At 60.8% G+C, this 19,401-nt stretch carries 17 protein-coding genes; 3 read left to right on the top strand and 14 right to left on the bottom strand.

What is annotated here, in order from left to right; translation table 11 throughout:
* Positions 1 to 2: 2 nt before the first annotated feature.
* A complete protein-coding gene (locus tag IEX57_RS02430; protein WP_188701957.1) occupies positions 3 to 2,276 on the bottom strand; it encodes a mechanosensitive ion channel family protein in 2,274 nt (757 codons plus the stop codon).
* Between the two features lie 259 nt (positions 2,277 to 2,535).
* Between IEX57_RS02430 and IEX57_RS02425 the strand changes: the two genes are divergently transcribed.
* Both IEX57_RS02425 and IEX57_RS02420 read left to right on the top strand, forming a co-directional pair.
* Positions 2,536 to 3,411 carry a tetratricopeptide repeat protein gene (locus IEX57_RS02425; RefSeq protein ID WP_188701954.1) on the top strand — a complete coding sequence of 292 codons (876 nt, stop codon included), beginning with the start codon at positions 2,536 to 2,538 and terminating at the stop codon, positions 3,409 to 3,411.
* Between the two features lie 179 nt (positions 3,412 to 3,590).
* On the top strand, positions 3,591 to 4,094 hold the full coding sequence (locus IEX57_RS02420) for a GNAT family N-acetyltransferase (RefSeq protein WP_188701951.1): 504 nt from the start codon (positions 3,591 to 3,593) through the stop codon (positions 4,092 to 4,094).
* A gap of 955 nt (positions 4,095 to 5,049) precedes the next feature.
* Here IEX57_RS02420 and IEX57_RS02415 read toward each other — a convergent pair.
* Genes IEX57_RS02415 through IEX57_RS02405 form a run of 3 tightly spaced genes read right to left on the bottom strand, consistent with a single transcriptional unit; the run spans position 5,050 to position 7,810 of the window.
* On the bottom strand, positions 5,050 to 5,661 hold the full coding sequence (locus tag IEX57_RS02415; RefSeq protein ID WP_188701949.1) for a LutC/YkgG family protein: 612 nt from the start codon (positions 5,659 to 5,661) through the stop codon (positions 5,050 to 5,052).
* Entirely contained in the window at positions 5,658 to 7,064 is a 1,407-nt protein-coding gene (locus IEX57_RS02410) for a lactate utilization protein B (RefSeq protein WP_188701947.1), read from the bottom strand. Before IEX57_RS02410 ends, IEX57_RS02415 begins: the two co-directional genes overlap by 4 nt.
* A 2-nt stretch (positions 7,065 to 7,066) precedes the next feature.
* A complete protein-coding gene (locus IEX57_RS02405; RefSeq protein WP_188701946.1) occupies positions 7,067 to 7,810 on the bottom strand; it encodes a (Fe-S)-binding protein in 744 nt (247 codons plus the stop codon).
* Positions 7,811 to 7,950: 140 nt separating this feature from the next.
* On the opposite strand from IEX57_RS02405, the gene IEX57_RS02400 reads away from it, so the two are divergent.
* The gene (locus IEX57_RS02400; RefSeq protein ID WP_188701944.1) at positions 7,951 to 8,769 is read left to right on the top strand and encodes a mechanosensitive ion channel family protein; all 819 of its coding nucleotides are present in this window, start codon (positions 7,951 to 7,953) and stop codon (positions 8,767 to 8,769) included.
* A gap of 82 nt (positions 8,770 to 8,851) precedes the next feature.
* Here the strand turns inward: IEX57_RS02400 and rhaS are convergent, their stop codons facing one another.
* From rhaS to IEX57_RS02350, 10 genes are all read right to left on the bottom strand, one after another.
* A complete protein-coding gene (rhaS, locus tag IEX57_RS02395; RefSeq protein ID WP_188701941.1) occupies positions 8,852 to 9,853 on the bottom strand; it encodes a rhamnose ABC transporter substrate-binding protein in 1,002 nt (333 codons plus the stop codon).
* 100 nt (positions 9,854 to 9,953) lie between these two features.
* Positions 9,954 to 10,955 carry an ABC transporter permease gene (locus IEX57_RS02390; protein WP_188701939.1) on the bottom strand — a complete coding sequence of 334 codons (1,002 nt, stop codon included), beginning with the start codon at positions 10,953 to 10,955 and terminating at the stop codon, positions 9,954 to 9,956.
* Between the two features lie 223 nt (positions 10,956 to 11,178).
* Positions 11,179 to 12,240, bottom strand: a complete 1,062-nt coding sequence (locus IEX57_RS02385) for an ABC transporter permease (RefSeq protein WP_229708615.1) — start codon at positions 12,238 to 12,240, stop codon at positions 11,179 to 11,181.
* Positions 12,237 to 13,763, bottom strand: coding sequence for a sugar ABC transporter ATP-binding protein (locus IEX57_RS02380; protein ID WP_188701937.1), 1,527 nt, complete (start codon positions 13,761 to 13,763; stop codon positions 12,237 to 12,239). Before IEX57_RS02380 ends, IEX57_RS02385 begins: the two co-directional genes overlap by 4 nt.
* Positions 13,764 to 14,003: 240 nt before the next feature.
* Positions 14,004 to 14,894, bottom strand: a complete 891-nt coding sequence (locus IEX57_RS02375; RefSeq protein WP_188701935.1) for an amidohydrolase family protein — start codon at positions 14,892 to 14,894, stop codon at positions 14,004 to 14,006.
* A gap of 3 nt (positions 14,895 to 14,897) precedes the next feature.
* Positions 14,898 to 15,212 (bottom strand): L-rhamnose mutarotase, encoded by a 315-nt coding sequence (rhaM, locus tag IEX57_RS02370; protein ID WP_188701933.1) that lies wholly within the window; start codon positions 15,210 to 15,212, stop codon positions 14,898 to 14,900.
* Between the two features lie 18 nt (positions 15,213 to 15,230).
* The gene (gene lra1 / locus IEX57_RS02365; protein WP_188701931.1) at positions 15,231 to 15,983 is read right to left on the bottom strand and encodes an L-rhamnose 1-dehydrogenase Lra1; all 753 of its coding nucleotides are present in this window, start codon (positions 15,981 to 15,983) and stop codon (positions 15,231 to 15,233) included.
* A gap of 353 nt (positions 15,984 to 16,336) precedes the next feature.
* Positions 16,337 to 17,521, bottom strand: a complete 1,185-nt coding sequence (rhmD, locus tag IEX57_RS02360; protein WP_188701929.1) for an L-rhamnonate dehydratase — start codon at positions 17,519 to 17,521, stop codon at positions 16,337 to 16,339.
* A gap of 16 nt (positions 17,522 to 17,537) precedes the next feature.
* Positions 17,538 to 18,290 (bottom strand): SDR family NAD(P)-dependent oxidoreductase, encoded by a 753-nt coding sequence (locus tag IEX57_RS02355; protein ID WP_188701926.1) that lies wholly within the window; start codon positions 18,288 to 18,290, stop codon positions 17,538 to 17,540.
* An 86-nt stretch (positions 18,291 to 18,376) separates the two neighbouring features.
* The gene (locus IEX57_RS02350) at positions 18,377 to 19,234 is read right to left on the bottom strand and encodes a fumarylacetoacetate hydrolase family protein (protein WP_188701925.1); all 858 of its coding nucleotides are present in this window, start codon (positions 19,232 to 19,234) and stop codon (positions 18,377 to 18,379) included.
* Between the last annotated feature and the right edge of the window lie 167 nt (positions 19,235 to 19,401).

Below are 19,401 nucleotides of genomic sequence, written 5' to 3'. Positions count from 1 at the left end.
CGTCAGGCCGGCGATGCGCCCGAGGCCCCCGGTTTGGGCGGCCCGTTCAGCGGCGTGGCAGGCTCCACACGGTCTGGCAAATCCAGCTTGCCGTTGACGCGGATATCCATCTGCGGGAACGGCATGCTGATGCCGGCACTGTCCAGGTTCTTTTTCAGGCGCAGGTTGTACGCGCGGGCGACGTCCCATTGCTGCAGCGGGCGTGTGCGGAACCGCGCCCGCACCACGATGGCGCTGGCATCAAAACGCTCCAGCCCCTGTACTTCCAGCGGCGCCAGCAGCAAATGCCGCCAGGAGACGTCATGGCTCATCTCGTGGCCGGTATCGCGCATGATCTGCAAGACCTTGTCGATGTCCGCATCGTACGGCACGCCGATATCAAACACGGCAAACGAGAAATCCCGCCCCATGTTCTTGATCACCTTGATCTGACTGAACGGGACTGAATGCACGGCGCCTTGCACGTCGCGGATCCGCACGGTCCGGATGGTCAGCCCTTCTACCGTGCCGACATGGCCGCCCGCGTCGATGGTATCGCCCACGGCGATGGTGTCTTCCACCAGAATAAACACGCCGGTAATCAGATCCTGCACCAGTGCCTGCGCACCAAAACCCACGGCCAGACCGATCACGCCAGCGCCGGCCAGCAGCGGGTTGACGTTGATCCCCAGGTTGGCCAGCGACACGATCACCGCAATGATCAGCATGACCACCACCAGGGCATTGCGAAACAAGGGCAGCAAGGTGCGGGCGCGGTTGGAAATCCGCTCTCCGCCACGCCGGTAGCCGCCTTTACCGGCAATGCGTTCTTCCATGATCGCGTCCAGCACAATCCACACCAGCCACATGACAAAGAGCGTGGTGGCAATGCTGAAGAACACCTGATCCATGCGCCGCCCGCCAACGGTGAGTTTGGCAATATCGGCCAGAGAGTGATGCCAGGTATGCAAAATCAGCTCGAAGAACAAAAACCAGCTGACGATATTGAGCAGCAGAAACGAAAACTGCAGCATGCGCCGCACGTACGCCGACCGCCGCGCGGCATAACCCGGGTGGCGCAAGCGTGCCTGATAGCGCCGGTGGATCAGCATGCTGACAAACGCCGCCATCACCAGCCACACCACCGTGCGCACGGCCTGATCCGTCAGTGCGCCGTTGCGGCCCGCACTGCCCCAGATTCCCACGCCGGCCACCAGCGCAATCATCAGCACCGGCCACTGCCAGACCATTGATGCAAATTGCAGGATCTCGCTCACGGTTTTGTATTTTTGCCGGAACGGATACGGATTATTGCGGATGAGATGCGCCACGGGCCGGCGGAAACGGATGGCAAACGCAGCAAGCAACACCACGTTCACCAGGTGGCTGATGGTGATGATCAGAAAACAGAAATTCATGCCCAGGGCCAACTGGGTGCGGTAATCGCCCGCCGCATCATTTAACGCCGCCATGGCGCCAAACAGGATCAGCCAACGCGAACAACCGTGCAACAACACACGCACGGCCGGCCGCCGATGGCCTTTGGCACACAAGGAAAACAACGCCAGCGCCAGCGAGGCAAACACCGCGCCGCAAAGCACGCACCAGGCCAGCAAGAACGCAAACGCCCCGCCGACCGAGTGCGACCAGTCACTGGTGAAATACACCGTCAGCACCAGACCCAGCGCCCACGGCGCAATGGTACGCGCGGCGTAGACCAGTAAGGTAAATGTACTGGGGTCGGCCGGCATATCCAGCCCCATGCCGTAGCGGCGCAAAATGCGAAGTGCGATTTCGCGGATGACAAACGCAGTGATCGCCCACACCGCCAGCCCACCCAGGAACCCCACCGCCACGCGCGCGCCCTGACCCGGGGTTTCCTGCACGTGCACCGTGAAGTCATACGCGGCATTGCGCAATAACTGGGTCCAGGCAATCTGGTTGGTCAGTATCAGGTCGGTCTGCACACCCATCCAGCGCGCCAGGCCAGTGACCTGCCCCAGCAGCCCCACGTTTTGCTGGGCTTGCGCGTCTTGCGCCACCGCGCTGGCCACGGTGCGCATCCGCTTCAGTTCTGCCACCAGCGCAGTACGGCGCTGGTCATCTTCCAGCGTGGTGATCACGGTATCGAGCGAGGCCGCAAAGGCCACGGCAGACGCCGCGCTGGCCTGGGAAGCCGCCGGCTTGGTCAACCCCGGCAAGGTCACCGCCAACGCCGGGCTCAGCAAAAACAGGCTTAACAAGGCCCACAGCACCGGGCTACGCCAGCGGGTCAGTACAAAAGCGACAGACGTCAAGACAGGACCTCGAAAAAGAAAGTCATCGCCCCGACATGAGCGATGACAAGGCGCAATACGTGCAGGATAGCCTGGCGATTGCAATCAGGCTGAGCAGCGGCCCAGTGAAGCACAACACAGCCCTCGATGGTGATGCCGTTTGATTAAGCCCTGTTTAAGCCGCCCCCGCCCATACTGCAGATGAAAAACCCGGGCTCGTGACGCTACGGCGTCACTTTGAAACGGGACTGGCAAGAATGCCGAACAAGGAGAAACACCCATGCGCTGGATAGCAAGTCTGATTTTTGCAGTCGCCACAACCCTGGCGTTTGCGCTGCCCACCGAACAAGACGTGCAAGCCGCGGTTAAACAGGGCAACTTTGCGCAGGCCCAGACCATGATGGCCGAAGTCATTGCGGCCAAACCTGACAGCGCCAAGGCACATTACATCTACGCTGAAATCCTGGCGCACAACGGCCAGTTTGCCGACGCGACCAACGAGGCCCTGAAAGCCAAAACCATCGACCCGCAAATCCACTTCACCAGCCCGGAGAAATTCCGCAAGTTTGAAGCGCAGTTGCTCAACTCGGCCCAGCCCGCCACCACTGCGGGCAACAGCCGTGCCGTGACCAGCCAGGCCGTCGCCCCGCAACCGGCACCGGCTGAACGCAGCAGCGGCTTTGGCTGGACCGGCATCATCCTCCTTGTCGTGGCCGGCTTTGGCATTCTGATCTGGCTGACCACCCGCCGCCGCGAACCGGCGGTCTTTACCGGCAATGGCGGCCCGGCCCAGCCCTACGGCGTACCGGGCGGCTACAACAACGGCGTGCCGGTCGGCTCTGGCCCGGTAGTGGTCAACCAGGGCGGCAGCGGCCTTGGCGCCGGTCTGATGGGCGCCGCCGGTGGCTTTGCCGCAGGCATGCTGGTTGAAGAAATGCTGGATCATCGCAACGGCGGCCTGGGTAGCCGGCCCGAGATCGTGGAGAACAACACCTATATCTACGAGAACGGCGCCAGCGCGGGCAATGTTGACCAGCAATTGCAAAACCAGTCCATTGATTTTGGCAACGGCAATAGCTGGGACGACAACAGCGGCGGTGGCGGCGATTTTTCAGACAGCGCGCTGGATATCGGCAGCGATGACAACAACTGGTAACACCCCCTGATCCTGCCCCGACAAAGCCGGTCTTCTGACCGGCTTTTTTCATGTTGCAGCACCAGATCTGTGCGTCTGGCGGCCAGCTTGCGCCGTTGCCACCCCGTAATGCGTGGTCCTGTGTGTACCTTTAAGGCAAGACCAGGGCACAATTGCCTATCGCTTATACAGGACCACTGATGCACATCCGCCGTCTGACCCCCGCCGACGCCCAGCTCTACCGCGCCCTGCGCCTTGCCGCGCTGGCGGATTCGCCCACGTCGTTCATGCCGACGGTAGAAGAGGAAATCATCACCCTCACCCCGCTGGAACTGGAAAAACGCCTCGCCCCCGATGGCCATAACCAGGTGCTGGGTGCGTTTGAAGACGACGAACTGGTGGGCATCATCGGCCTGTTGCAAGACCCGCGCCGCAAACTGGCGCACAAAGTGATTCTGGTCGGCGTATTCGTCAACGCCGCCGCCCGGGGCCAGGGTTACGCCACGGCGCTGATGAACGCCGCCATCAACACCGCCCGCGAGTGGAGTGGCGTACGGCAGGTGCTGCTGAATGTGCGGTCAGACAACACGCGGGCCCGGCATTTGTATTCCAAGCTGGGTTTCAAGCTGTATGGGCGGGAGCCGGATGCGATTCTGGTTGATGGGACGTTTTATGATGAAGAGTTGATGATTTTGATGTTGTGATTGGGGGTTTTGCTGCGCGGGGTTGAATGCTGGAGGTTTAGCGCCTTTGGCGCGGGTTTTAAAAGCGTTTGATACCGGCGGTGGCCGGAGCACCCTACTTTCTTTGCTTCGCCAAAGAAAGTAGGCAAAGAAAGGCGACCCCAGCCCTGCGGCCCTCCGGGCTTCCCTCGGTTGGTCGGGAGCCTGGGGTCTCCCTCCACGCCCTCGGCGCTTGGCTTTAATGGGGGAGGAAAGTCAAAGGCAACTGCAACCCCAAAAAGCAACGGCAACAGCAACGGCAACGGCAACGGCAAATTCGACACGCACCCCACGGACTCGTCATTCCGGACCTCGGCGGCCCCCCTTGGCCGGAATCCAGCTGCGGTGCTTGCAAGTGCCACAAGATCAACGCGAGACATTGGTAGTAGTCCGCCGAAAGCAGCCCGCTGGGCTGCGGGCTGGATTCCTGCCTGCGCAGGAATGACGTAGTGGTGGACTAAACCCGTCATTCTTGCGTGCGGAGGGTTTGCGGGTTTGGGGTTGCTTCTGAAGTTGCCGTTGATTTGCGCGGTTGCAGTTGCAGTTGCAGTTGCAGTTGCAGTTGCAGTTGCAGTTGCAGTTGCAGTTGCAGTTGCAGTTGCAGTTGCAGTTGCCTTTGACGTTGACGTTGAGCCCCTTGACTGCGCCGAGCATCGCAGCAAGGCGCGGGGTTTCGGCGTAAGGGTGTTTGAGGGCTTTGGCCCGAGTTCCCTGGAGCCAGCCGCGCCTTGCGAGAAGCACAGGGAACCCCGAAGGGGCGCAGTCGCAGGGGTCGCCTTTTCTTTGGGTACTTTCTTTTGGCGACCCAAAAGAAAGTACCTTGCCGTCGGGCAACCCCCGACACCCAAAACACCGCGCCGTCAGGCGCTAACACCAGTTCAAGGTTTCAAGCCAGACACAGGCGAATTGTCACCTCGCTCCAACTCCACCTCACGCCCTAAGCCACCCCACCACCAACACCCAAAAAATCCCCCCTCATCCCAACCACAGTCAACGTCCGCACCCCCTGCGCCCCCCTGATCAACACCCCCTCAATATCCGCCGTCGCAGAAGGCCCCGTCACCAGCGCGCAATACCGCGCCTGGCTAAACGCTGCCTGCCGATACGCATGATGCAGATTCGGCAAGATAACGGCCGGGTCCAGCAGCACCACCAGATGCTGCGCCAGATACCCCAGCGCATTTACCCCGTATTCGGCCTCGGATAACCAGACCGAGCCGGTCTCTGCCACTGCAAACCGCGCCCGCACGATGCCGACATCCACGTTTTCCAGCGAGCGCGGGTCTGTCACGGTGTGCACTTGCAGCGTACCGGCCGTTTCCGGCACCGCGCTGCAAATCACTTTGGCATTGGCAAAGCGCTGGGCTAGCCAGGCATCCAGCCCGTCAGCGGGCGCGTCTACCCATTGCCCGCCCATCCGGGCCAGTGCGGTTTTGAATTGATCCAGCGCGGGCGGCAGATTTTCATCAAACAGTGGTACATCGGGCAACGCCTCCGGCACCCGGCCTGCGCCACGCAATCTGCTCAGTATCTCGTCGCGGCTGCTCATGTTTCTTGCTCCGGTTTGCGGTTGGCGGCGTACCACTGGTGGAACGTCTGTCCGGGCGGTTCAGGGAGTTCGCGCTGTTTGCCCCAGGCGTTGAAGGGGTTGTACAGAAAGGCGCGGGGCAGGCTGGCCATGGCCTTGCCGGCGCCGCTGCTCCAGGCGCGGTAGCGCTTGGGGTCGGCCAGCACTTTGCCGGCCAGTTTCATGCTCTCTTTTTTCACGAACGACACCTGGCCCTGTTCGACCACAATCTGTCGCCATTTGTAGATCTGTTCGTGGATGTTGATCTTCACCGGGCAGACGTTGCTGCAACTGCCGTTGAGCGTGCTGGCAAAGGGCAGCGCACTGTATTTTTTCAGGTCAAACGTGGGGTTGATGATGGCGCCGATGGGCCCGGCGTAAACGCCGCCGTAACTTAGCCCGCCGCTGCGCCGGTACACCGGGCAGGTATTCATGCACGCGCCGCAGCGGATGCATTTGAGCGAGTACCAGAAGTCATCCATCGCCAGCCGTTCGCTACGGCCGTTATCCACCAGAATGAAGTGAGATTCCCCGCCCGCGCGCGGGGCCCGGAAGTGCGAGGTGTATTGCGTGATTGGCGAGCCCAGCGCGCTGCGCGAGAGCATGCGGATGAACACGCCCAGGTGTTCCATTTTGGGGATCAGTTTTTCAATGCCGATGCTGGCGATATACAGCGGCGGCACATTGCCGGAAAGATCGGCATTGCCTTCGTTGGTGCATGTCACCACGGTGCCGGTTTCCGCCACGGCAAAGTTGCAGCCGGTCATGCCTGCGCCGGCCTTGATGAAATACGGCCGCGTGTCCTGGCGCATGCCTTCGGCCAGGTAATGCGGGTCGGCATTGCTGCGATCGGTGCCAATGGTCTCGGCAAACACCTCGGCCACGTCTTTGGCCAGTTTGTGCACAGCGGGCACGACAATATGCGATGGCGGTTCGTCATCCAGCTGCTGGATGCGCTCGCCCAGATCGGTCTCGACCACCGTCATGCCGCGGTCTTGCAGATACGGGCGCATATTGCATTCTTCGGTGAGCATGGACTTGGATTTGACCAGCGTATCCACGCCGCGCGCCGAGAGGATTTCATGCACGATGCGGTTATGCTCGGCCGCGTCTTTGGCCCAGTGCACGGTCACGCCATTGGCGGTGGCGTTGCGCTCGAATTCTTCCAGGTAATCGGCCAGGTGCGTCAGCGTGTGGCTTTTGATGGCAGAGGCCAGCTCGCGCAGTTGCTCCCACTCTGCGATGCCGTGCGCTTCCTTGTCGCGCAGGTCGCGCAGTGTCCACAGGCGTTTGTCGTGAAAGGCAATGTGCGGTTCATCGGCAATGAACTGGCGCGAGCCTTTGACGTGATCGACTTTCTTGTCGGTGAAGATGTCGTTGGCCATGATCAGTGCCGCGCCCCGTTGAGGATTTGCGCAATGTGGATGAACCGCAGCGGCATACCCAGCCGCTCGGCACAGCCTTTCTGGTGCATCAGGCAAGACATGTCGGCAGAGACAATGTACTCGGCCCCTGCTCCGGCGTGGTCGCGCACTTTGTCATAACCCATGCGGGCAGAGACCGGTTCTTCGGTCACGCAAAAAGTCCCGCCAAAGCCGCAGCATTCATCCGGGCGTTGGGGCGTAACGAACTCGATCCCTTTGACCCCGCGCAGCAAATCCAGCGGTTTGGACCAGGGGGCGACATTGAGCTCGCTCGGGCTGGCGTGGCCCAGCCGGCGCAAGGTGCCGCAGCTATTGTGCAGGCCGACCTTGTGCGGAAACTCCGCCCACGGAAAATCGGTGATCTTGAGGACATCGTGCAGGAACTCAACCAGTTCATAGGTTGAAGCGCGCACTTTGCGCGTGGCGGCGTCCTGTTCTACCGCGGTGAAGTGATCACGCACATGGTGCACGCAACTGCCACTGGGCGAGACCACGTAGTCGTAATCGGCAAAGTTTTTGACAAACAAGGCCTCCGCGCCACGTGCGTCGGCCTCGCAACCACTGTTGCCCATGGGCTGGCCGCAACAGGTCTGGTCAAACGGATAGACCACGCTGCACCCGGTTTTCTCCAGCAGTTCCAGCGTGGCAATGCCCACTTCCGGGAAGAAGGCATCGATAAAACAGGGGATAAACAAAGCCACTTTCATTGTGTGTATCTGCTCTCTGTTTTGCGGTTCGCCCTGTCAGCGAAAACCGGATTTTGCACACTTGCCGGAACACCGCCAGGCAAGGTCAGTCGTACTGATGTTCAAAGCCGCCTTTACAACACGGCATCAAGGAGAAACCCATGCCCATCGCGACCGCGACTGCATCCGCACCTGCGCACACACAATACACCCTGGACTGGCTGACCACCCACGCATTGAGCTTTGGTGTGGATATCGTCTTTGCCGCCATCATCCTGATTGTGGGCTGGTGGTTATCCAACCGGATCAGCGCCATGGTCATGCGTTCTCTGGCCCGCACCAGCGCCGACGCCACCATTCGCCCGGTGCTGGCCAGCATTATTGAATGGACCGTGCGCCTTGTGGCACTCACCGCCGCACTGGACCGCTTTGGCGTGCGCACCACCAGCATTGTGGCGGCACTGGGCGCTGCCGGTCTGGCGATTGGTCTGGCGCTGCAAGGCACGCTGCAGAATATCGCCGCCGGCTTCATGATCTTGCTGCTGCGGCCGTTCAAGGTGGGCGACTATATCGAAGGCGCCGGCACCATTGCCGGCACCGTCAAGGAAATCAGCCTGTTTTACACACGGCTCAACAAGGCCGACGGCCAGGGCATGTTTGTGCCCAACAGCCAGTTGTGGAGCAACGCCATTACCAATTACAGCAGCAACGGCACGCGCCGGATTGAAGCGCATCTGGTGGTGCCGCATACAGAAGTGACCAACGCGATTGAGCACTTGCGCATGCTGATTGACTCTGACAACCGCATCCTCACCGACCCCGCGCCCAATGTCGTGGTGTCCGACTTCACCGACGTCGGCACCCGCATCACCGTGTATGCATGGACGCAGAACGCGGATTTCCTGAGCGTAAAGAGCGAATTGCTGGGTCAAGTACCGCCAGAACTGAAAAAAACCGTGACCATTACGCAGCGCGCCTGACGCCACGATACCGGCATGATGCAGCCCAGGTGGCATCATGCCGGCGCGTAACGGCCCGGTGGGTCAGGCCGTCAAACTGTCATCAGAAATTGAAGTTGTCGATGTTGGAAGCATCAAACGTGGTCGGTGGTCCAAGGATCACCTCGCCGCTCTTGCCCACAGTGCGCTTGCCCAGTTTGCCGGCTTCAAAGGTTTCGCCTTCTTTACCGGTGATGTTGCCCGAAGCCAGGTTAGCCGCAGCGTAAGCCGCCAGGTAACCTAGTGCGCCCGGATCCCACAACTGGAAGGCCTTGACCGTGCCGTTCTTCACGAACGCACGCATCTGGTTAGGCGTACCCAGACCGGTCACCACAAACGTACCTTTCTTGGGCGATGTCGAGATATAACGCGCTGCCGCAGAGATACCCACCGTGGTCGGGGCGACGATGGCTTTCAGGTTCGGATACGCTTGCAGCAGACCCTGGGTTTCAACGAAGGATTTCTGGTCATCGTCGTTGCCATAGGCCACCTTCACCAGTTTGATCTTGGCGTATTCCGGCTTCTTCAGTTCATCCTCCATCCACTTGATCCAGGTGTTCTGGTTGGTGGCGTTGGGCGTGGCCGACAGAATGGCAAACTCGCCCTCGCCGCCAATCAGTTTGGACAACAACTGGATCTGGCCACGGCCAATGGATTCGCTGTCAGCCTGGTTGATGAACAGCGCACGGCCTTCCGGTGCGGTATCCGAGTCAAACGTCACCACCTTGATGCCTTGCGCCTGCGCCTTCTTCAGGTATGGCACCACGGCATTGGCATCATTGGCGGCGATCACGATGGCGTTCTGCTTTTGCGTGATCAGCGTGTTGATGTACGACACCTGCGACGACGCGCCAGCATCCGACGGGCCGACCACCTTGCCCACGCCGCCCATTTCCTTGATCGCCTCAAGGCCGCCGTTGTCAGCGATCACTTCATACGGGTTGTTGATCTGTTTGGGCAGGAACGCGATCTTCAAATCTTTCTTGATCCCCGCGCCCATTGCTGTGGCAGACAGCAGCGCCGCAAGCAGTACCGGCATGGCCAGTAACTTGATGTTTCTGTGCATGAGTCGACTCCTCGTGTGTGTATCTGGTCGGTGGTTTGACCGTGGTTTTTGGGTACCGCTTAAGCCGGTCTTGTGGACCGGGATTTCGTCATGAATTTGCCTACCGTGCAGCGACAGCCTTCGCTGCCATAACGCGTTTGATCCGCGCGGCCCGCAGCCGCTCTGCAATATTCGGCACCAGCACAGACGACAGCAGCAGCAAGCCGGTCACAATCGTCAGTACCTCGCTGGACACGTCATACAAGGTCAGCGCGTTCTTCAGCACGCCGATAATCAGCAGCGACAACAACACGCCCACCAGCGAGCCCTTGCCGCCAAAAATGCTCACCCCGCCAAACAGCACCGCAGCGACGACAGACAGTTCAAACCCCTCGCCGTTATCCCCCCGGGCGCTGGAGAAACGCAGCGTGTAGATGATCCCGGCCAGCGCGCTCATGAAGCCGGACAAGACAAAGAGCTTGATCTTGGTGCGGGCGACATCCACGCCAGAGAAATGCGCGGCGGTCTGGTTGCTGCCAATGGCGTACAGGCTGCGGCCAAACGCCGTGGATTGCAGCAGCACGGTAAAACCGATAGCGGCAAGGATCACCAGGATGAAGGGTTGCGGCAAAAAGCTGTCGCCCACCGTGCTGATGCCAAAAGTGGTCCAGTTGGCCGGGAAGTCTGCGATGGCCTGATCGCCCAGCAGCAGGTAAGAAAAACCGCGAAACATGGCCAGCGTGCCGATGGTGATGGCCAGCGAGGGCAAGCCCAGCCGCACAATCACCAGACCGTTGAACAAGCCCGCCAGCACCCCGGCTGCCAGCACCAGGACGACCACCAGCGGCATGGGCAGGCCCATGTGCCAGAGCACGCCCATCAAGGCGCTGGACATGCCCATGACCGAGGCCACAGAGAGGTCGATCTCTGCCGCGACAATGATCAGCGTCATCGGCAAGGCCATGAGGGCGATTTCGGTGAAGTCCGCCAGCAGGTTGGACATATTGGCCGCGCCAAGGAACTCGCCAGACAAACCGCGCCCCAGCCCCAGCGACATGACCAGCACGACGCAGAGCATGGCTTCCCATGAGAAGCGCAGATTCAGTTTTCGGGGTGTGTCCATGGGTGTTTCCTTTTTTTGCCGTGCTTCAAAAAAACCGGTTGATCGTTTGCTGCTGCAACATCTTCAATGCGTCATTGCGGATTCCGGCTGTAAACCGGTTGCGCCGCAGGCGCTGGTCATCGGGCGAGGAAGGCGGGCGTTCTGGATTCCTGCCTGCGCAGGAATGACGAGCGGGTGGGTCGTTGGGGTGAACCCGGCAAGCAGTGACACCACTCCTCACTCCTCAACCCAGTTCCCGCTTCTTCATCGACCACTTGGCAATGCGCCGTGACAACAGCGTGTCACTGACAATCGCCAGCACAATCAGCGCGCCCTGGATGGCCAGTTGCCAGAAGGACGACACGCGCAGCACCACCAGCGAGATATTGATCACGCCCAGCAGCAAAGCCCCCAGCGTGGCGCCCCAGACATTGCCGACGCCGCCGGTAATGGCCACGCTGCCGACCACCGCCGCGGCGACGACTTGCAACTCGATGCCCTTGCCGGTGCTGGCATCCACCGTGCCAAAGCGCGCCAGCCACAGCACGCCGGCCAGCCCGGCCAGTGCGCCAGAGAGCAAAAAGCCCACAAACACGCGGCGATTGACGCGGATGCCGGCCAGCGTGGCGGCTTCCGGGTTAGAGCCAATGGCGTAGAACTCGCGGCCACCGCGGAAAAATTTGAGGTAGTACCCGACGCCCGCCAGCACCACGGCGGCGATGATCACCAGAATGGGCAGGCCCAGCACGTTGCCGGTGGCAATGTGCGAGAACGCATCCGGCAGGCTGGTGGCGTTGATCTGGCCGCCGTGCACCCAGGCGTAATCAATGCCCCGGAAGATGTAGAGCGTAGAGAGCGTGGCCACCAGCGAGGGCACCCGGCCAAACGTCACCAGCGCGCCGTTCACGCCACCGGCGGCAAGACCAATCAGCACCCCGGCGACAATCGCCAGCGGCACCGGCAAACCGGGCATGGCAATGAAAAGGCTGCCGACCGCATACGCCGTCACCCCCAGCGTGGAACTGACCGACAGATCGATATGCCGCATCAGCATCACCACCGTCATGCCGGCGGTCAGGATGGCGGTGATCGCCACGTTCAGCAGCACATCGCGCGCGTTGTGCCAGGAGAGGAACGCCGGTTCTGCCATGCCGGTGCCGATGATCAGCAGCAGCAAAACCACCAGCAGCGTGCTTTCCCGGTTACGGGCCAGCACCAGGAACCAGCGCTGACGCTCCGGCGTGGGGGAGTTGGCCGCGCCAGGCGCCAGGCTTTGTGTGTGTTGGTTCATGAATGCGGTACTCATGCTGCTTTCCTGGAGGCGGGATCAGTCTGGCCCAGCGCGGCGGCCATGATGCGTTCTTCGTTGGCCTGATCACGCGGGATATCCGCCGTGATACGGCCTTCGTGCATCACCAGCACACGGTCAGCCATGCCCAGCACTTCGGGCAGTTCGCTGGAGATCATCAGCACGGCCATGCCCTCTTTCACCAGGTCGGCCATGGTCTGGTAGACCTCTGCCTTGGCGCCGACGTCGATCCCGCGCGTGGGTTCGTCGATGATCAGCACGCGCGGATGCGTGGCCAGCCATTTGCCCAGCACCACCTTTTGCTGGTTACCGCCAGAGAGCGTGCCGGCCGGGGCGTCGACAGTGTGGGCCTTGAGCTTGAGTTTGCTGCCCCATTCCGTGGCCAGATCACGCTCGGCCTTGCCCGAGATCAGCCCGAAGCGCACCAGCTTGCCCAGCACGGTGAGCGAGGTATTGCGCGCAATCGGCATATCCAGCGCCAGGCCTTGCTGGCGGCGGTCCTCCGGCACCAGCGCCACGCCGGCGCGCACTGCGGTAGCGGGCTTGCCCAGCTTGAGCTTCTGGCCCATGACGTGGACCTCGCCGCTATCAACCGGATCAACCCCGAAAATAGCGCGGGCGACTTCGCTGCGGCCCGCGCCGACAAGGCCGGACAGCGCGACGATCTCGCCTTTACGCACGTCAAACGAGATATCGCGGAACACGCCGGTACGCGACAGCCGCCGCACCGACAAACCGACCTCGCCCGGCGTGACATCGGCCTTGGGGTAATAGGTAGAGAGATCACGCCCCACCATGCGGGCGACAATGCTGTCGTGATCCATCTCGGCCGTCATGGCGAAATGCACCGCCGCGCCGTCGCGCATGATGGTGACGCGCTGGGTCAGGCGGAACACTTCTTCCAGCCGGTGCGTAATAAACAGGATGGCGACATTGGCGGCGCGCAGGCGCTCGGCAATGCTGAACAGGCGCTCTACTTCCGGGCGTGACAGCGCGGCGGTCGGTTCATCCATGATCAGCACATTGGCGTTGAGCGAAAGCGCCTTGGCGATCTCGACCACTTGCTGATCAGCAATCGACAAACCGCGCACCAGCTGCGTGGCTTTGAGCGATACACCCAAAGACTGCAGCATTTCCTGCGTCCAGCGGTTCATCTCGTCGTAGCGGATACGCCCCAGGCGATCAAGCGGCTGGCGGCCCATGTAGATGTTCTCGGCAATCGAGAGATCGGCAAACAGCGTGGGTTCCTGATAGATCACCGCAATGCCGGCCTCCAGCGCGTCTGACGGCCGCGTGAAGTGGCGTTGCCGGCCATCAATCACCAGCGTGCCGGTGTCGGGCTTGTGGACGCCGGCCAGGATTTTCACCAGCGTGGACTTGCCCGCGCCGTTCTCGCCCAGCAAGGCATGGACCTCGCCCGGGTAGAGCGAGAGGCAGCCATTGAGCAGGGCCTGGACTTCGCCAAAGGCCTTGCTGGCACCGCGCAGTTCCAGCCGGGGCTGGAGGGGTTGATCGCTCATTGCATCGTCCTTGAAACGTACTTTGTTACCCGCCCTGCCACTTCGTCGTTCCTGCGAAAGCAGGAATCGGGCACGTGCGCCGAAGGTGGCCTGATTTTTGCAAGAACACCAAAAACACCTCATATCAGCGCCTGCGACACGGGTGTTCAGAACTGGATTGCTGCCTTTGCTGGAATGACAAATCAGGGGGTAGCGCGCTTCCAGTTCATACCCGCACTGACTTACCTCGATCCCCTGACCTCACAACCGGTACACCCGCTCTGCATTCATCCGGAACAACTGTGCTTTTTCAGAATCGCTGGCCCCGCCGACAATCTGTGCAAACGCCTGCCACACCGCCGGATAGTTGCTATAGAGCTTGTCCACCGGAAAATTGGAGGCGAACATGCAGCGATCAGCACCGAACGTGTCGATGACCTGCAAGACGTAGGGGCGCAGGCTTTCCGCCGTCCAGTGATGGTCAAACATGCCCAGGCCGCTGATCTTTACCGCCATGTTCGGCAGCGTCGCCAAAAGTGCCAGCCCGTCGCGCCAGGCCGCCCAACCCGCCACGCTGTCGCGATCGACAAACATGCCGGCGTGGTTGAGTACAAAGGTCACGTCCGGGTTGTCGCGGGCCAGCGCGGCAGCGGCGTGCATTTGCGACGGGTACAACTGCATGTCGAAGTTCAGCCCGTACTTGCCCAGCAATCTGAAATTGCGCTGCCAGGTTGCGTCGTCCATGTAGTGCCGGCCAACGTAGTCGTACAGCGGATTGGCGTGCACGTTCAGAATCTGGCGGATGCCTCGCATGGCACGGCTTTGGCACTGCGCAGCCAGCAAGGCTTCTACATCCGGCCGGGTAAAGTCGGCATACCCGACGATGCCGATCTTGAGCACATCCTGCGCATCGGCCTGGGCTTGCACCCATTGCGTTTCGGCCAGCGGGTCAGCGGCGATGGCTTCAATGTGCACGGCTTTAAGCACCTGCACCGCGTCACCCGCATCAGCCAGCAAGTCGGCCGGGGCGTAGATTTTCTTTACCGGCGTCACATCACCGTTAAAGCCGACGGCGTCGCTTTCCATCCAGGGGTAGCGCAAGGTGCCGGGGGCCCACAGGTGCACGTGCGGATCAACAACCTGAAGCGTCATGCGTCACTCCATGTAAAACACGGGCGTCAGCGCCCATTGCTGCGGTTTGTGATCAGGCTCTGTGGCCATGATGTCGGCCATGTAATCCCACCAGCGGCGCATGACCGGCAGTTGCGGCAGATCGGCCATGCGGTGATCGTCTGTGGCTTTGAGCACGGCAAACAAGGCGTGTGTCTGTGCGTCCAGAAAAATGCGGTAATCGCTGATGCCGGCAGCTTTGAGCGCCACGACCAGTTCCGGCCAGATTTCGTCATGACGACGCATGTACTCCGCCGCCTGACCCGGGTTCAGTTGCATGCGAAAAGCGTGGGTTTGCATGATCGCCGCCGTCTTGTGTTACTGCAGATTCACAAACAAGCCGCCATCAACCAGCAGCGATGCGCCGGTGACATACGCCGCCATATCCGAGGCCAGAAACACCACCGCGCCGCCGATATCCTCTGGCTGGCCCATGCGGCCCAGCGGAATGCGTTTGTTGAAATACGCCACTTTTTCCGGATCAGAGAGGTCGTCTTTGTTGATGTCGGTGAGAATCGTGCCCGGCATGACCGAGTTACAGCGGATGCCATATTTGCCCAGCGCAATGGCGGTCGATTGCATCAGCGAATGCACACCCGCCTTGGTCGGCGTGTAGTGGGTCTGATACTCGCCGCCCACCAGCGCGCTGATCGAGCTGATGGCAATGATGGAACCGCCCCGACCCTGGTCTTTCATGCGGTTGGCCACGGCCTGCGTCACGTAAAACGCGCCATGCAGGTTGACTTCCATGGTGCGCTGGAAGGTTTCCAGCGGCATGTCCAGAAAGCCGTGGAACGGGCAGATGCCGGCGTTGCTGACCAGCACATCCACCCCGCCAAAGTGTTCTACTGCCGCCTGTACCAGTAATTGCGCGGTGTGCGGATCGGCCACATCGCCCTTCACGGCGACCACGCCACGGCCCAGGGCTTTGATGTCGGCAATGGTTTCATCGGCATGGCTGTGATGGCTGACCACCACATTGGCGCCATGCTGCGCACAAGCCACCGCCACGGCGCGGCCAATCCCGCGGGAGCCACCGGTGACGATGACGGTTTTGTCTTTTAACAGCATGGTTCGGGGTTCTCCAGTTGCTGCTTGTTGGTGTTTGTCCAGGTGGCCGGGGTTTTCAACCAGGCCACCGACAACGCGCACTCTGTTTCATCATTGCGGCCTGTGCCGACAGGAATCCGGTAAGGCCATCCAGCCAGGGGCCAAAGCAAGCCGTCACGCAATGGCCGGGGCGTAAATGGATTCCGGCCAAGGAGGCCGCCGAGGTCCGGAATGACGACGGGTATGCACGTTTTTCCGCCCCTCACGCCTCACGCCTCACGCCTCACGCCTCACGCCTCACGCCTCACGCCTCACGCCTCACGCCTCACGCCTCACGCCTCACGCCTCACGCCTCACGCCTCACGCCTCACGCATCAATGCTCGTACGGCCGCACCAGCTTGCATTCCGGGTTCAGGCGGACGCCAAAGCCGGGTTTGTCCAGCGCAGAGGCAGAGATACGTCCGTTAACCGGCACCGGTTCATCCAGCAGCAGCGGGTTGAACATCGGCACCACCTGGTCAGCCTTGGGCGCCATCATCAAGAACTCGGCAAACGGGCTGTTGTGGCGGGTGATCACAAAGTGGTAGCTGTAGACCGACGAGCCATGCGGCACGACCAGCACGTTGTGCGCGTCCGCCAGGGCAGAAATCTTGATCAGTTCGGTCACGCCGCCGCACCAGCCCACATCCGGCTGGATGATGTCGCAGCAGCCCATTTCCAGCAGCAGACGGAAACCCCAGCGCGTGGCTTCATGCTCGCCCGTGGTCACCAGCATGCCTTTGGGCACGTTGCGGCGTAGCTCGGCGTAGCCCCAGTAATCATCGGGCGGCAGCGCTTCTTCGATCCATTTCAGGCCGTATTGATGCGCTTTGGTCGCCAGCCGGGTGGCGTAGTTGGTATCCAGGCTCATCCAGCAATCGAGCATCAGCCAGAAGTCGTCACCCACGCGGTTGCGCATGTCTTCGATCATGGCCAGGTTCTTTTTCAGGCCTTCTTCACCTTCTGCCGGGCCGTGGTGCAGCGGCATTTTGCCGCCGATAAAGCCCATTTCTTTGGCCAGATCAGGGCGTGCTCCCGTAGCGTAAAACTGCAACTGGTCACGCACCGGGCCGCCCAGCAACTGGTGCACCGGTTCGCCGCGCACCTTGGCCAGCAAATCCCACAAGGCCAGGTCGACGCCGCTGATGGTGTTGATCACCACGCCCTTGCGGCCGTAATAGAGCGTGGCGTTGAACATCTGGTCCCACATCTTTTCGATGTCGGTCACCTTCTGGCCTTCAATAAAACGCGCCAGATGTTTCTCTACGATATATGCGCCAATCTCGCCCGCCGTCGTCACGGCAAAGCCCACAGTGCCGTCGCTGGCTTCGATCTCCACCACCAGCGTACCCAACACGTTGATGCCGAAAGACTGGCGGCTCTGGCGGTATTTCTCGTATCTGGACATGGGCGTGGCGATGTGGTCGTCAATCCAGTGACCGCCGCCCTGATCGTGGTAATCCGCCCCGCCGCCGCGCACGGTATAAGCGCGGATCTGTTTGATGACTGGTACGTTCATTGCACGAATCCCCTGATCAATAAGTGGCGCGGCCGCCGGAAATGTCGATCACGCCGCCCGTGGTAAACGAGCAATCTTCAGAACTGAGCCAGCCGATCAGCGCGGCCACTTCATTCACCTGCAAGAAGCGCCCCATGGGGATTTTGCTCAGCATGTAATCAATGTGCTGCTGGCTCATCTGGTCAAAGATTTCGGTCTTGGCGGCCGCCGGGGTAATGCAGTTGACGATCACGTTCTTGGTCGCCAGTTCTTTACCCAAAGACTTGGTCAAACCGATCAGGCCGGCCTTGGATGCGCTGTAGTGCGATGCGGTGGGATTGCCTTCCTTGCCCGCCACCGAGGCCACGTTGACGATGCGGCCGTAACCGTTTTCCAGCATCTTGGGGATCACGGCGTGGCACACCAGGAACGGCGCCACCAGGTTGACCTCGATCACCCGTGCCCAGCCTTTGGGGTCCAGCTCCCAGGTCAGGCCGTTGCCACCGGTAATGCCGGCGTTGTTGACCAGAATGTCGACCTTGCCATGCGCGGCAACCGTGGCACTCGCTGCGGCATTCACCGCGCTTGCATCGGTCAGGTCCAGCGCGTGCACGCTGACCTTGCCCAGCCTGGCAAGCTCGGCTGCAGATTGATCCAGCCGCGCCGCATCGATATCCCACAGCGCCACGCTGGCGCCCGATTGCAGCATGCGCTCGGCCGCTGCGTAACCAATGCCGCGCGCGCCGCCGGTAATGATGGCCACCCGGCCTTGCAGATCCAGTTGATTCATTGCTTTTTAACCTCTTGCGAAAAGTGAAACCTGAGCGGAGAAACACAAAACCAGCGACCCCGAAGAGCCATTTCACATTTCACTGTTCACCCTTCCCGAACCTTGGCCGGCACCGTCAGTTGTTGCTGTTCACCCAGGCCCGCAATGCCCAGTTTCATGGTCTGGCCCGCGTGTAGATACACCGGCGGTTTCTGGCCCAGGCCCACGCCAGGCGGCGTACCGGTGGCGATCACGTCGCCCGGTTGCAGGGTCATGAACTGGCTGATGTAAGACACCAGCGTGGCGACATCAAAAATCATGGTGCGGGTGCTGCCGTCCTGGTAACGATGGCCATCGACCTCCAGCCACATGGCCAGGTTTTGCGGGTCGGCCACTTCATCTGCCGTGACCAGCCACGGGCCGATGGGCGCGAACGTATCGTGGCCCTTGCCTTTGTCCCACTGCCCGCCGCGCTCCAACTGGAAAGCGCGTTCAGAGACGTCGTTCACCACGCAATAACCGGCCACATGCTCCAGCGCGTTTTCCTTGCTGACGTACTTGGCGGTTTTGCCGATCACCACACCCAGTTCGACTTCCCAGTCTGTTTTTTCCGCACCGCGCGGAATTTCCACGTGGTCATTCGGGCCGCAGATCGAACTCGTCGGCTTCATGAACAAGATGGGTTCGGTCGGGATGGCCATGTTCGATTCTTTGGCGTGATCGCTGTAGTTCAGCCCCACGCAAATCACCTTGCCTACACCCGTCACACACGGCCCGATGCGCGCTCCGGCGGGTGCGGTCGGCAAGGTGTCGGTTTTGACGTCACGCAATTTGGCCAGATTGGCAGGCAACAAGGTGGCACCCGCAATGTCGTCCACCACGGAAGACAGATCACGGATCACGCCAGAAGCATCGACCAGGCCCGGTTTTTCATGGCCAGCAGGGCCAAAACGCAGCAGTTTCATGCAGTTCTCCTGTTCCCTGAAAAACGCCATTGGCATGACGTTTTCGTGTAGTGGTTTTGCAATGGCTACATTTTTATCGCGCCAATCAATACCTGACCAATGCAAATCTGGTTATATTCAATAATCAAAAGTTATCGAATGCGATATTTGTGCACACGCAACAAAAT

This window comes from Silvimonas iriomotensis (genome assembly GCF_014645535.1).
GTDB lineage: Bacteria > Pseudomonadota > Gammaproteobacteria > Burkholderiales > Chitinibacteraceae > Silvimonas > Silvimonas iriomotensis.
The sequence above is the reverse complement of the archived record's forward strand: the minus strand, read 5'-3'. Positions and strand labels throughout refer to the sequence as shown.

What these genes read in the sequence shown, in the direction of transcription:
- IEX57_RS02380 (WP_188701937.1), bottom strand. Translation starts at nt 13,763, where the DNA reads ATGAGCGATCAACCCCTCCAGCCCCGGCTGGAACTGCGCGGTGCCAGC.
- rhaM (WP_188701933.1), bottom strand. Translation starts at nt 15,212, where the DNA reads ATGCAAACCCACGCTTTTCGCATGCAACTGAACCCGGGTCAGGCGGCG.
- rhaS (WP_188701941.1), bottom strand. Translation starts at nt 9,853, where the DNA reads ATGCACAGAAACATCAAGTTACTGGCCATGCCGGTACTGCTTGCGGCG.
- IEX57_RS02400 (WP_188701944.1), top strand. Translation starts at nt 7,951, where the DNA reads ATGCCCATCGCGACCGCGACTGCATCCGCACCTGCGCACACACAATAC.
- IEX57_RS02420 (WP_188701951.1), top strand. Translation starts at nt 3,591, where the DNA reads ATGCACATCCGCCGTCTGACCCCCGCCGACGCCCAGCTCTACCGCGCC.
- IEX57_RS02350 (WP_188701925.1), bottom strand. Translation starts at nt 19,234, where the DNA reads ATGAAACTGCTGCGTTTTGGCCCTGCTGGCCATGAAAAACCGGGCCTG.
- IEX57_RS02375 (WP_188701935.1), bottom strand. Translation starts at nt 14,894, where the DNA reads ATGACGCTTCAGGTTGTTGATCCGCACGTGCACCTGTGGGCCCCCGGC.
- IEX57_RS02355 (WP_188701926.1), bottom strand. Translation starts at nt 18,290, where the DNA reads ATGAATCAACTGGATCTGCAAGGCCGGGTGGCCATCATTACCGGCGGC.
- rhmD (WP_188701929.1), bottom strand. Translation starts at nt 17,521, where the DNA reads ATGAACGTACCAGTCATCAAACAGATCCGCGCTTATACCGTGCGCGGC.
- IEX57_RS02390 (WP_188701939.1), bottom strand. Translation starts at nt 10,955, where the DNA reads ATGGACACACCCCGAAAACTGAATCTGCGCTTCTCATGGGAAGCCATG.
- IEX57_RS02415 (WP_188701949.1), bottom strand. Translation starts at nt 5,661, where the DNA reads ATGAGCAGCCGCGACGAGATACTGAGCAGATTGCGTGGCGCAGGCCGG.
- IEX57_RS02410 (WP_188701947.1), bottom strand. Translation starts at nt 7,064, where the DNA reads ATGGCCAACGACATCTTCACCGACAAGAAAGTCGATCACGTCAAAGGC.
- IEX57_RS02425 (WP_188701954.1), top strand. Translation starts at nt 2,536, where the DNA reads ATGCGCTGGATAGCAAGTCTGATTTTTGCAGTCGCCACAACCCTGGCG.
- IEX57_RS02405 (WP_188701946.1), bottom strand. Translation starts at nt 7,810, where the DNA reads ATGAAAGTGGCTTTGTTTATCCCCTGTTTTATCGATGCCTTCTTCCCG.
- lra1 (WP_188701931.1), bottom strand. Translation starts at nt 15,983, where the DNA reads ATGCTGTTAAAAGACAAAACCGTCATCGTCACCGGTGGCTCCCGCGGG.
- IEX57_RS02385 (WP_229708615.1), bottom strand. Translation starts at nt 12,240, where the DNA reads ATGAGTACCGCATTCATGAACCAACACACACAAAGCCTGGCGCCTGGC.